An 11,508-nucleotide genomic window follows, 5' to 3' on the forward strand; every position below is an offset into this window, starting at 1 on the left:
TCGATCTAGTTGGCGTCCTGATTAGAAGAGGTCGCTGTGCTAGGATCCCCGCTCGAACACGGCCCGCTGGCCGTTCATAAGAAAGCTTTCGTGAGTAGCCATGGTCGACAAACTGACGCATCTGAAACAGCTGGAGGCGGAAAGCATCCACATCATCCGCGAGGTGGCCGCCGAGTTCGACAACCCGGTGATGCTGTACTCCATCGGTAAAGACTCCGCCGTGATGCTGCATCTGGCACGCAAGGCGTTCTTCCCGGGCAAGCTGCCGTTTCCGGTGATGCACGTCGACACTCGCTGGAAATTCCAGGAGATGTACGCCTTCCGTGACAAGATGGTCGCCGAGCTGGGCCTCGACCTGATCACCCATATCAACCCGGACGGCGTGGCGCAGAACATCAACCCGTTCACCCACGGCAGCGCCAAGCACACCGACATCATGAAGACCGAGGGCCTGAAGCAGGCACTCGACAAGCATGGTTTCGACGCAGCGTTCGGCGGCGCCCGTCGCGATGAAGAGAAGTCCCGCGCCAAGGAGCGCGTGTACTCGTTCCGCGACAGCAAGCACCGCTGGGACCCGAAGAACCAGCGTCCCGAGCTGTGGAACGTCTACAACGGCAAGGTCAACAAGGGCGAGTCGATCCGCGTCTTCCCGCTGTCGAACTGGACCGAACTGGACATCTGGCAGTACATCTACCTTGAAGGCATCCCCATCGTCCCGCTGTACTTCGCCGCCGAGCGTGAAGTCATCGAGAAGAACGGTACGCTGATCATGATCGACGACGAGCGCATCCTCGAGCACCTGAGCGATGAAGACAAAGCGCGCATCGTCAAAAAGAAAGTGCGTTTCCGCACCCTTGGTTGCTACCCGTTGACGGGCGCGGTGGAGTCCGAGGCCGAAAGCCTCACGGACATCATTCAGGAAATGCTCCTGACGCGAACTTCCGAGCGCCAGGGCCGTGTCATCGACCACGATGGCGCAGGCTCGATGGAAGACAAAAAACGTCAAGGGTATTTTTAAGCTTCGAGTTACAAGCGGCAAGCTGCAAGTTAAAGGCGGTATGCGTAACGTTGCAGTTTGGTGCTTGCAGCCGGTTGTTGCGAGCCGTCATCGGATGACTCGTAATGGATTTCGAGAAGCTGATTGTTTGGCAGCGTAGCAAGTATTTAGCGGTGGGAATCTATAGAGAATTTGCGCGATGTGGGGATTTTGGTTTCAAAGATCAAATTACCCGCTCCGCACTTTCGGTGCCTTCCAATATTGCTGAAGGCATGGAGCGGCGAAGCAACAGAGAAAAAGTTCGATTTCTCTGGATTGCAAAGGCCTCCAACGCGGAGTTACGCACGCAGATCATCATCGGTCGAGACATTGCTTACATCGCAGACCCGCTGGCTGAAAATTGGATTATGGAAACTCGCGAGCTTTCAAAAATGCTGTGCGGGTTGATCGACAAAATTTCTGACTAGCTGTACGCCGACAAGCTTGCCGCTTGAAGCTTACAGCTTGGAGCTTGAATGCAATGAGCCACCAATCTGATTTGATCAGCGAGGACATCCTCGCCTACCTGGGCCAGCACGAACGTAAAGAGCTGCTGCGCTTTCTGACCTGCGGTAACGTCGACGACGGCAAGAGCACCCTGATCGGGCGCCTGCTGCACGACTCCAAGATGATCTACGAAGATCACCTGGAAGCGATCACCCGCGATTCGAAAAAAGTCGGCACCACCGGCGAAGACATCGACCTGGCGTTGCTGGTCGACGGCCTGCAGGCCGAGCGTGAACAAGGCATCACCATCGATGTCGCGTACCGCTATTTCTCCACCGCCAAGCGCAAATTCATCATCGCCGACACCCCCGGCCATGAGCAGTACACCCGCAACATGGCCACCGGTGCGTCCACCTGTGACCTGGCGATCATCCTGGTCGACGCCCGCTATGGCGTGCAGACCCAGACCCGTCGCCACAGCTTCATCGCCTCATTGCTGGGCATCAAGCACATAGTCGTGGCCATCAACAAGATGGACCTCAAGGACTTCGACCAAGGCGTGTTCGAGTCGATCAAGGCCGACTACCTGCAGTTCGCCGAAGGCCTGAAGATGAAGCCCACCAGCATGCACTTCGTGCCGATGTCGGCATTGAAGGGCGACAACGTGGTGAACAAGTCCGAGCGCTCGCCGTGGTACACCGGCCAGTCGCTGATGGAAATCCTCGAGACCGTGGAAGTAGCGGGCGATCGCAACTTCACCGACCTGCGTTTCCCGGTGCAGTACGTCAACCGTCCGAACCTGAACTTCCGTGGCTTCGCCGGTACGCTGGCCAGCGGCATCGTCAAGAAAGGCGACGAAGTCGTGGTGCTGCCGTCGGGCAAGAGCAGCCGTGTGAAGTCCATCGTCACCTTCGAAGGTGAGCTGGAACACGCAGGTCCAGGTCAGGCAGTCACGCTGACCATGGAAGACGAAATCGACATCTCCCGTGGTGACCTGTTGGTTCACGCCGACAACGTGCCGCCGGTGACCGACAGCTTCGAAGCCATGCTGGTGTGGATGGCTGAAGAGCCGATGCTGCCGGGCAAGAAATACGACATCAAGCGCGCCACCAGTTACGTGCCGGGCTCCATCGCCAGCATCGTCAACAAGGTCGACGTGAACACCCTGGAAGAAGGTCCGGCCAGCGCGTTGCAGTTGAACGAAATCGGCAAGGTCAAGATCGCGCTCGACGCGCCGATTGCCCTCGACGGTTACGACAGCAACCGCACCACCGGTGCCTTCATCATCATCGACCGCCTGACCAATGGCACCGTCGGCGCCGGCATGATCGTTGCCCAGCCTTTGGCCCATGGCACCAGTACCCACCACGGCAAACTGGCCCACGTCGCCACCGAAGAGCGCGCACAGCGCTTCGGTCAGCAACCGGCCACCGTGTTGTTCAGCGGCTTGTCGGGCGCGGGCAAGAGCACTCTGGCGTATGCCGTTGAACGCAAGCTGTTCGACCTTGGCCGTGCGGTGTTCGTACTCGATGGCCAGAACCTGCGTCACGACCTGAACAAAGGTCTGCCACAGGATCGCGCCGGGCGTACCGAGAACTGGCGTCGTGCCGCACACGTTGCGCGTCAGTTCAACGAAGCCGGTCTGCTGACCCTGGCAGCGTTCGTTGCACCGAGCGCCGAAGGTCGTGAACAGGCCCGGGAACTGATCGGCAAGGATCGTCTGCTGACGGTCTACGTCCAGGCTTCGCCGACTGTCTGTGCCGAGCGTGATCCGCAAGGCCTGTACGCGGCGGCCGGGGATAACATTCCGGGTGAGTCCTTCCCGTACGACGTGCCGCTGGATGCCGATCTGGTGATCGACACCCAGTCCGTGTCGCTGGAAGAGGGCGTCAAGCAAGTGCTGGGTCTGCTGCGCGAGCGCGGTGCGATTTAAGCGCTAGCCAGAAATGAAAAACCCGCCGATGAGTGATCATCGGCGGGTTTTTTTGTGGTCTGGAGATTGTCAAAGGATCGCAGCCTTCGGCAGCTCCTACAGGGTAAACGCGCACCTTTGTGCAGGAGCTGCCGAAGGCTGCGATCTTTTGATCTTAAGCTCCCGGGAATTCCCGATGCATCTGCGCAAGCAGCGCATCCTTGTCCTGCCACATCTGATTGATCCAGCCCTGGAACTGCAATCGATACTCACCATCCTGGTCGTAGTTCTTGCCGATGAACTGCGGCGGAATGTTCAGCTCTTCAAAATGCACCACCACATCCGCAATGTTCCCGCACAACAAGTCCCAGAAACCAGGACGCCCGGCGGGGTAGTGGATGGTCACGTTGACGATGGACTCCAGTTGCTCACCCATCGCATCCAGCACAAAGGCAATGCCTCCGGCCTTGGGCTTGAGCAGGTACTTGAAAGGCGATTTTTGCTGGGCATGCTTGCCCTCGGTGAAGCGCGTGCCTTCGACGAAGTTGAAGATGCCCACCGGGTTGTCGCGAAATTTCGCGCAGGTCTTGCGGGTGGTTTCCAGGTCCTTGCCTTTTTTCTCCGGGTGCTTCTCCAGATAGGCCTTGGAGTAGCGCTTCATGAACGGAAAGCCCAGCGCCCACCAGGCCAGACCAATCACCGGGACCCAGATCAGCTCCTGCTTGAGAAAGAACTTCAACGGTTGGATGCGTCGGTTGAGCACGTATTGCAGCACCAGGATGTCGACCCAGCTCTGGTGGTTGCTGGTGATCAGGTACGAGTGCCGGTAGTCGAGGCCTTGCAGGCCGCTGACGTGCCAGCGCGTGCGGCGCACCAGGTTCATCCAGCCTTTGTTGAGGCTGATCCAGGCTTCATGGGTATGGCTCATCAGCCAGCCCGCAATGCGTTGGGTGAGGGCGAACGGCAATGCCTTGACGAGCGCCACGCAGAACAGGAACGAGCAGAGCAAAATCGTGTTCAATGCCAGCAGCAGCGAGGCGATCACGCCGCGCAACGGGGCGGGTAGGAAGTCCAGCATTTACACATCCATAGGTCGGTTGGCGGCTTGAATCGCGGTCAGGGCGATGGTGTAGACGATGTCGTCGACCTGCGCGCCGCGCGGCAAATCGTTCACCGGTTTGCGCAGGCCTTGCAGCATCGGCCCGAGGCTGACGCAGTCGGCGCTGCGCTGCACGGCTTTGTGGGTGGTGTTGCCGGTGTTGAGATCGGGGAACACGTACACCGTGGCACGACCGGCCACCTGGCTGTTCGGCGCCAGCTGCCGGGCCACGCTTTCGTTGGCCGCGGCGTCGTACTGCAAGGGGCCGTCGATCAGCAGCGAGTGCTGTTGTTCGTGGGCGAGCAGGGTGGCCTCGCGGACCTTCTCGACTTCCTCGCCGCTGGCCGATTCGCCGCTGGAGTAACTGATCATCGCCACCCGTGGCGTGATGCCGAATGCGGCGGCCGAGTCGGCGCTTTGCAGGGCGATCTCGGCCAGTTCGCTGGCGCTCGGGTGCGGGTTCATCACGCAGTCGCCGTAGACCAGCACTTCTTCGGGAAACAGCATGAAGAACACCGAAGACACCAGGGTGCAGCCCGGCGCGGTTTTAATCAGCTGCAGGGCCGGGCGGATGGTGTTGGCAGTGGTGTTGATCACGCCCGATACGAGGCCGTCGACTTCATCCAGGGCCAGCATCATGGTGCCGATCACCACGGTGTCTTCCAGTTGTTGCTCGGCCATCGGCGCGTTGAGGCTTTTGCTTTTGCGCAGCGCGACCATTGGCTCGACATAGCGTTCGCGGATCAAGTCCGGATCGATGATTTCCAGGCCGGGTGGCAACTCGATGCCCTGGGCGCGGGCGACGGCCTGCACGTCTTCGGGCTTGGCCAGCAACACGCAGCGAGCAATGCCTCGGGCCTGGCAGATCGCCGCGGCCTGCACGGTCAGCGGCTCGCTGCCTTCGGGCAGCACGATGCGCTTGTTGGCCGCCTGGGCGCGCTGGATCAATTGATAGCGGAACACCGCTGGCGACAGGCGCATCTCGCGCGGTGTCCCGCAGCGCTGGTGCAACCAGTTGGCATCGAGATGGCCAGCGATGAAATCGGTGATGATTTCGGCGCGCTCGCGGTCGTCGATGGGGATTTCCTTGTTCAGGCCATTGAGCAGGTTGGCGGTGTCATAGGAGCCGGTACTCACCGACAGCACCGGCAGCCCGGCCTGCAGGGCGCCGCGGCACAGGTCCATGATGCGTGGGTCGGGCAGGGTGTCGCTGGTCAGCAGCAGGCCGGCCAGCGGCACGCCGTTCAAGGCCGCGAGGCTGACGGCAAGGATGATGTCGTCGCGGTCGCCGGGGGTCACCACCAGCACGCCGGGCTTGAGCAACTCCACGGTGTTGCGCATGGTGCGGGCGCAAATGATGATCTTGGTCATGCGCCGGGTTTCATAATCACCGGCGTTGAGCACTTGCGCGCCCATCAGGTCGGCGACGTCGCGGGTGCGCGGCGCGTTCAGTTCCGGCTGGAACGGAATGCAGCCGAGCAAGCGGAAATCACCACTGCGCAGCAACGGCGAATGCTCCTTCAGGCGCGTGGCGAAGGCCTCCATGCTTTCCTCGGTCTTGACCTTGTTGAGGATCACGCCGAGGACTTTCGGATCTTTCGGGCCGCCGAACAATTGCGCCTGCAACTCGACGCGACCGGAGAGTTCGGTCAGCACTTCGTTTTCCGGTGCGGAGACCAGGATCACCTCGGCGTCGAGGCTCTTGGCCAGGTGCAGGTTGACCCGCGCGGCGTAACTGGCGCTGCGGGTCGGCACCATGCCCTCGACGATCAACACGTCCTTGCCGATGGCGGCCTGTTGATACAGGGTGATGATTTCCTCGAGCAACTCATCGAGCTGGCCGTCGCCGAGCATGCGCTCGACATGGGCCAGGCCCAGTGGCTGAGGCGGTTTCAAGCCGTGGGTACGCGCCACCAGTTCGGTGGAACGTTCCGGGCCAGTGTCGCCCGGATGCGGCTGGGCAATCGGTTTGAAAAAGCCGACCTTGAGCCCGGCGCGCTCAAGGGTGCGCACCAGCCCGAGGCTGATGGAGGTCAGACCCACACCAAAATCGGTGGGCGCGATAAAAAAAGTTTGCATGCGGATTCTCTGGAAGGTGCATGGCAATGGTCACGACCTATGGCTGGTCGATTACCGAAATTCAGTCGCCAAGGTTATCGCTAACCGTGCCTTGTGCGCACCAACCGCAATCAAAGGGCTGGCCTATTTTTTCCTGGCGCAACACAGGGTCCATGACCCAGGCACGGGATTGCCATGGCGGCTGGTGCCGCAGGTGTTGGGTGTGGCCGCAGGAAAGCTCGGCCACCCAGTGGCCGTCCTCGTCCTGATGGAAGCCTGTGACCGTCGAATCCCGTTTGTCCGGGTTGTGTTCGCTTTCGGTCGATTGCTTCGCTAAACTTGGCCTTTCAATCTTCTTATGCAAAAGGTCTCGCCCCATGCTGATCGCCGCCAATAAGGCTGTCTCCATCGACTATACCCTGACCAACGACGCTGGTGAGGTCATCGACAGCTCCGCCGGCGGCGCGCCGCTGGTCTACCTGCAAGGCGCAGGCAACATCATCCCGGGCCTGGAAAAGGCTCTGGAAGGCAAGGCTGTCGGCGACGAGCTGACCGTAGCCGTTGAACCTGAAGACGCTTACGGCGAATACGCGGCCGAACTGGTCAGCACCCTGAGTCGCAGCATGTTCGAAGGCGTCGACGAGCTGGAAGTGGGCATGCAGTTCCACGCTTCCGCTCCGGACGGCCAGATGCAGATCGTGACCATCCGTGATCTGGACGGCGACGACGTGACCGTTGACGGCAACCACCCGTTGGCCGGTCAGCGCCTGAATTTCCAGGTCAAGATCGTTGCCATCCGTGACGCCAGCCAGGAAGAAATCGCTCATGGCCACGTCCATGGCGAAGGTGGCCATCACCACTGATTTCTGCGCTAAGCTCAGATAACTGGAGAGGCGCCCCGAGGGCGCCTTTTTAGTCTGCGGCTGTCCCTGACGACACCGCCAAGTGGCTGTTTCGAGAAGAACACGGGAATCTGGAGTACGCCATGAGTGCTTTTCACGACCTTAAATTGACAGCCCTGGATGGACAGGAGCTACCTCTGGCGCCTTTCAAAGGCCAAGTCGTATTGGTGGTCAACGTCGCCTCCAAATGCGGCCTGACCCCGCAATACGCGGCGCTGGAAAACCTCTACCAACAATACAAGGGCAAAGGCTTCAGCGTGTTGGGCCTGCCGTGCAACCAGTTTGCCGGGCAGGAACCGGGGACCGAGCAGGAGATCAAGGATTTCTGCAGCCTCAACTATGGTGTGACCTTCCCGTTGTCCAGCAAGCTGGAAGTCAACGGGCATGACCGTCATCAGTTGTACCGCTTGCTGGCGGGCGAGGGCGCGGAATTCCCCGGCGATATCACCTGGAACTTCGAGAAGTTCCTGCTGGGCAAGGATGGCCGCGTACTGGCGCGGTTCTCGCCACGTACGGCACCGGATGATCCGACCATTGTTCATGCGATTGAAAAAGCGCTGAGTTAAGCCATAGATCAAGATCAAAAGATCGCAGCCTTCGGCAGCTCCTACGATCCGGTGTAGGAGCTGCCGAAGGCTGCGATCTTTTGCTTTCTGTCTTTTGACTGTTAATCACCGAAATCAATAATGCTGTTCAATGTGTTGGGCTCTCCATATTATCACCGTCATAAAGTCATTCTTCCGTGGAGCGTCCCATGCCCGTAAAAGCCCTGTTCAAACCGTTCCACCTCGGCACCCTCGAATTGCCGACCCGTGTCGTCATGGCGCCGATGACCCGCTCCTTTTCTCCGGGCGGCGTGCCGAATTCCAAAGTGATCGAATACTACCGTCGTCGCGCCGCAGCAGGCGTTGGCCTGATCATCACCGAAGGCACCACGGTCGGTCACAAGGCTTCCAACGGCTACCCGAACGTTCCGCACTTCTATGGTGAAGCGGCGCTGGCCGGCTGGAAGAAAGTCGTCGACGCCGTTCACGCCGAAGGCGGCAAGATCGTTCCGCAGTTGTGGCACGTGGGCAGCGTACGTCGTATCGGCACCGAGCCTGACGCCAGCGTGCCAGGCTATGGCCCGTCGGAAAAAATCAAGGACGGCCAGGTCGTTGTGCACGGCATGACCCAACAGGATATCCAGGACGTGATCGCCGCGTTCGCCCAGGCTGCCAAGGATGCCCAGAGCATCGGCATGGACGGCGTGGAAATCCACGGCGCCCACGGTTACCTGGTCGACCAGTTCTTCTGGGAAGGCAGCAACCAGCGTACCGACGAATACGGCGGCAGCCTGGCCAACCGTTCGCGCTTCGCCATTGAATTGATTCAGGCCGTGCGTGCCGCGGTCGGTGAAGGTTTCCCGATCATCTTCCGCTTCTCCCAGTGGAAGCAGCAGGACTACACCGCGCGTCTGGTGCAAACCCCGGAGGCGCTGGGCGAGTTCCTCAAGCCGTTGGCCGATGCCGGCGTGGATATTTTCCACTGCTCGACCCGCCGCTTCTGGGAGCCGGAGTTCGACGGTTCCGAGCTGAACCTGGCTGGCTGGACCCGCCAACTCACCGGCAAGCCGACCATCACCGTGGGCAGCGTCGGCCTGGATGGCGAGTTCCTGCAGTTCATGGTCAACACCGACAAGGTGGCACAACCGGCCAGCCTGGAAAAACTGCTGGAGCGCCTGAACAACGACGAGTTCGACCTGGTGGCGGTCGGTCGTGCGTTGCTGGTGGACCCGGACTGGGCGCAGAAAGTGCGCGACGGTCGTGAGGAAGACATCCTGCCGTTCAGTCGTGAGGCGTTGATGACGCTGGTTTAAGCGGCGTCTGGCCTTACGCTTTCGCGAGCAAGCCCGCTCCCACAAGGGATTTGTGTACGACACAGAACCAATGTGGGAGCGGGCTTGCTCGCGAAGACTGACTAAAGAGCACTACAAAATCAGGGAACAATCGGTGCATTCGGCACCACCATCTCCCCGGCACAAGCCCCCCGCAACTGTCCCTCGAACTGCTCGATGATCGTCGCCCAACCCTGGCGACTGGCATGCTGGCGTGCATTGAGCCGCACATTGCGCAAGGCCTCCCTGTCCTCCAGCAGCCATGCCGCTGCATCGCAGAACGCTTCTTCATCCCCCGGCATCGCCAACACACCGTTGTAGCCATGACGAATATGCTGGGCGGCCGCTGCCTGGTCGTAGGCCACCACGCCGAGCCCTGAGGCCAGCGCTTCAAGCACCACATTGCCGAAGGTTTCAGTCAGGCTCGGAAACAGAAATACGTCGCCCGACGCGTAGTGACAAGCCAGGGCCTCACCCCGCTGGGTGCCGCAGAAAATCGCCTCGGGCATTTCGTTTTGCAGTTCCTGGCGCTGCGGACCGTCGCCGACCACGATCAGTTTCAGGGTGCGCTGGGGATAACTGGCCTTGAGGGTATTGAAGGTGCGTTTGAGCAAGCCAAGATTCTTTTCCGGGGCCAGGCGTCCGACGTGAATGACGGCGATGTCTTCCTCGGTCAGTCCCCATTGCTCACGCAGGGCACTGAGTCGTTTGGCCGGGTGAAACAACTCACTGTCGACCCCTCGGGAGAGCAACGCCAGCCGTTCGAAATGCCGTCGTTCCAGCTCCATGCGCTGACTGACGCTGGGCACCAGGGTCATGGTCGAGCGGTTGTGGAACCAGCGCAGGTAGTGAGTCAGCAGGCGCGTGAGCAAACCCAGGCCGTACTGGTTGGAGTACTGCTGGAAATTGGTGTGGAAACCGCTGACCACGGAAATCCCCAGACGCCGTGCCGCACGCAAGGCCGACAGGCCCAACGGGCCCTCGGTGGCGATGTAGAGCACGTCCGGGCGGTGACGCGTCCAGCGCCGCAGCAGCTTGTGCATCGACGACTGACCCCATTGCAGACCGGGATAGCCCGGTAGCGGCCAGCCGCGGCACAGCAGCAATTCATCGTCGCTGCCCAACTGCTGGTCGCAGCCCTGGCGTGGTCGCACCAGTTCCACCTGATGCCCGCGCGCGCGCAAACCGTCGCACAAGCGACCCAGGGTGTTGGCCACGCCGTTGATTTCCGGAGGGAAGGTTTCGGTGATCAGGGTGATATGCAGAGCTGTCGTCATGACCCCAGTGTCGGCTGGGGCGATGTCGTCAGTGTGACGTCGGGATGATGGATTTGTGACGATGCAAACTTGTGTTCATCAATCCTGGGCAGTTGAAACCGAGGCCGGTTACGCAGAATCCGATTCAGGAAACAGCGCACCGCGCGCCTGGGCTGTCAGTTTTGAGAGGTTGTTTGCACGCTGTCGCAGCGCTAAAAAGGTTCCGCTTACCGGCAATTTCGCCGCGAACTGGAGCACTAATATCATGACCGACCAGACAAAAAATCCATATCAATTACTACTTTCGTCAGAGGTGGCAGAAGGAACTGACGCAGTCGCGGTGGATCCGCCAACGACTCTTTACCCCCCACAAGACAGTCAACATGCCCCAGGATACGTGATGTTAGCGGGGGACTGTTTACAAGGCGCCAAGGTTCACATTTTGAATCCGGATAACACCATCTGGGCCGAGGCTATCGTTGAAGGCAAAAAGTGGCGATACCTCCATAAGTGGGTCGAAGGTCAGTGGTCCGTCAGGACTGGACAGATTGTGAATGGAGTGCCCTCCTATCCAAGCGTAGAGCGAAGGTTCACTGTGTCCGTAAAAAGCGATGCGCCATTGATTGCGGCACCCGTGGACGATAGCCGATACCGGCAAGGCCCTGTGCCAATTGTCGTGGGCTGTGACCCTGCAGCGAGCGCTGTTCAGATACAGAACTATGACGGTAGTTTCCTGGGCGAGGCCACAAAATTAATGCCTGGTCTTTGGCGTTTCACCCGTTCGTGGGACCGCGGTCTCAAGGGCGTCAAAGCGGTAGCGTTTGTGAACGGCATGTCTTCGCCTAGCGGGATGATTATGTTTCAAGTTGAATAATCGAGTCGGAGAGGGCAATTCGCGAAACTGTTTTCATCTCCCCGCTGC

At 59.9% G+C, this 11,508-nt stretch carries 11 protein-coding genes; 7 read left to right on the forward strand and 4 right to left on the reverse strand.

What is annotated here, in order from left to right; all coding sequences use genetic code 11:
• Positions 1 to 100 precede the first annotated feature (100 nt).
• From cysD to cysN, 3 genes are all read left to right on the forward strand, one after another.
• Positions 101 to 1,018 (forward strand): sulfate adenylyltransferase subunit CysD, encoded by a 918-nt coding sequence (gene cysD, locus ACEN83_RS03675; protein ID WP_116580974.1) that lies wholly within the window; start codon positions 101 to 103, stop codon positions 1,016 to 1,018.
• Between the two features lie 104 nt (positions 1,019 to 1,122).
• The gene (locus ACEN83_RS03680) at positions 1,123 to 1,464 is read left to right on the forward strand and encodes a four helix bundle protein (protein ID WP_116580975.1); all 342 of its coding nucleotides are present in this window, start codon (positions 1,123 to 1,125) and stop codon (positions 1,462 to 1,464) included.
• A gap of 53 nt (positions 1,465 to 1,517) precedes the next feature.
• Complete coding sequence (gene cysN, locus ACEN83_RS03685) at positions 1,518 to 3,416, forward strand: sulfate adenylyltransferase subunit CysN (protein ID WP_007970287.1); 1,899 nt, start codon at positions 1,518 to 1,520, stop codon at positions 3,414 to 3,416.
• Between the two features lie 154 nt (positions 3,417 to 3,570).
• On the opposite strand, the gene yihG is transcribed toward cysN, so the two are convergent.
• The 3 genes from yihG to ACEN83_RS03700 form a co-directional block, all read right to left on the reverse strand.
• A complete protein-coding gene (gene yihG / locus ACEN83_RS03690; RefSeq protein WP_495579524.1) occupies positions 3,571 to 4,473 on the reverse strand; it encodes a 1-acylglycerol-3-phosphate O-acyltransferase, YihG family in 903 nt (300 codons plus the stop codon).
• Entirely contained in the window at positions 4,474 to 6,573 is a 2,100-nt protein-coding gene (pta, locus tag ACEN83_RS03695) for a phosphate acetyltransferase (RefSeq protein ID WP_007970292.1), read from the reverse strand.
• A gap of 61 nt (positions 6,574 to 6,634) precedes the next feature.
• The gene (locus ACEN83_RS03700) at positions 6,635 to 6,961 is read right to left on the reverse strand and encodes a DUF3565 domain-containing protein (RefSeq protein ID WP_102675406.1); all 327 of its coding nucleotides are present in this window, start codon (positions 6,959 to 6,961) and stop codon (positions 6,635 to 6,637) included.
• On the opposite strand from ACEN83_RS03700, the gene ACEN83_RS03705 reads away from it, so the two are divergent.
• The 3 genes from ACEN83_RS03705 to ACEN83_RS03715 all read left to right on the forward strand — a co-directional run bounded on the left by ACEN83_RS03705 (position 6,930) and on the right by ACEN83_RS03715 (position 9,312).
• Positions 6,930 to 7,415 (forward strand): FKBP-type peptidyl-prolyl cis-trans isomerase, encoded by a 486-nt coding sequence (locus tag ACEN83_RS03705; RefSeq protein WP_007942189.1) that lies wholly within the window; start codon positions 6,930 to 6,932, stop codon positions 7,413 to 7,415. The genes ACEN83_RS03700 and ACEN83_RS03705 overlap by 32 nt on opposite strands.
• Positions 7,416 to 7,537: 122 nt before the next feature.
• Entirely contained in the window at positions 7,538 to 8,020 is a 483-nt protein-coding gene (locus tag ACEN83_RS03710; RefSeq protein ID WP_008046206.1) for a glutathione peroxidase, read from the forward strand.
• Between the two features lie 188 nt (positions 8,021 to 8,208).
• Positions 8,209 to 9,312 carry an NADH:flavin oxidoreductase gene (locus tag ACEN83_RS03715; RefSeq protein WP_007970295.1) on the forward strand — a complete coding sequence of 368 codons (1,104 nt, stop codon included), beginning with the start codon at positions 8,209 to 8,211 and terminating at the stop codon, positions 9,310 to 9,312.
• A gap of 119 nt (positions 9,313 to 9,431) precedes the next feature.
• Here ACEN83_RS03715 and ACEN83_RS03720 read toward each other — a convergent pair whose 3' ends face one another.
• Positions 9,432 to 10,631, reverse strand: coding sequence for a glycosyltransferase family 4 protein (locus tag ACEN83_RS03720; RefSeq protein ID WP_495580843.1), 1,200 nt, complete (start codon positions 10,629 to 10,631; stop codon positions 9,432 to 9,434).
• Positions 10,632 to 10,662: 31 nt separating this feature from the next.
• On the opposite strand from ACEN83_RS03720, the gene ACEN83_RS03725 reads away from it, so the two are divergent.
• Positions 10,663 to 11,460, forward strand: a complete 798-nt coding sequence (locus ACEN83_RS03725; protein WP_495579525.1) for a hypothetical protein — start codon at positions 10,663 to 10,665, stop codon at positions 11,458 to 11,460.
• Positions 11,461 to 11,508 lie beyond the last annotated feature (48 nt).

The organism is Pseudomonas sp. Pseusp49 (genome assembly GCF_059491875.1).